Annotated in this window: 1 protein-coding gene; it reads left to right on the forward strand. The window is 47.6% G+C overall.

Annotated features, from left to right (window positions below):
• The first annotated feature begins 19 nt into the window (after positions 1–19).
• Positions 20–511, forward strand: coding sequence for a hypothetical protein (locus ML541_RS18835; protein WP_243375616.1), 492 nt, complete (start codon positions 20–22; stop codon positions 509–511).
• Positions 512–597 lie beyond the last annotated feature (86 nt).

Raw genomic sequence — 597 nt, forward strand, 5'->3', positions numbered from 1 at the left:
CCGTTGAGCGAGGAGAAAGATGAAAGGCATACCCCATATGAAATTTGTATCCTTCGTTTTATTGGTAGTCATGTTGGCAGCACCGTCATTGCTCAAAGCCGAGAGTGCACCATCAAACCTTGTTTCAGCAGTGAAAGCATATCTTAAAGAACCAGGAGTAGGTGAAGAGCTGACATTTCAGCATGCTTTGACAGATCTTAATGGTGATGGGCAAGCCGATGCCATTGTATTGCTGACAGGATCAGCCTGGTGTGGGTCTGGCGGGTGTACGATGCTAGTTTTTGAAGGGAATAAAGACAGTTTTGTTTTCCGTTCAAGAAGCACAATTACCAGGAAACCTATTAAAGTCACAGCAGAAAAAAGAAATGGATGGAAAACACTGATTGTGAACACTAACAAGATTGGCGAAGTCGTTATGCGTTTCAAGGGCACTGGCTATCCTTTGAATCCCTCCATACAGCCAAAAGCATCGACCGCCCAACTGAAGGCAGCGGAGATCTTGCTGAAGTAGCATAATTACGACAACGCTCAACCAGGCCCTTGGACGCCGACCAGGGCTGAGAAACGCCCCGGTGCGGGTCAAGGGCGCAAGCCGTT

The sequence above is a fragment of the Geotalea sp. SG265 genome (assembly GCF_022808985.1).
Taxonomy (GTDB): domain Bacteria; phylum Desulfobacterota; class Desulfuromonadia; order Geobacterales; family Geobacteraceae; genus Geotalea.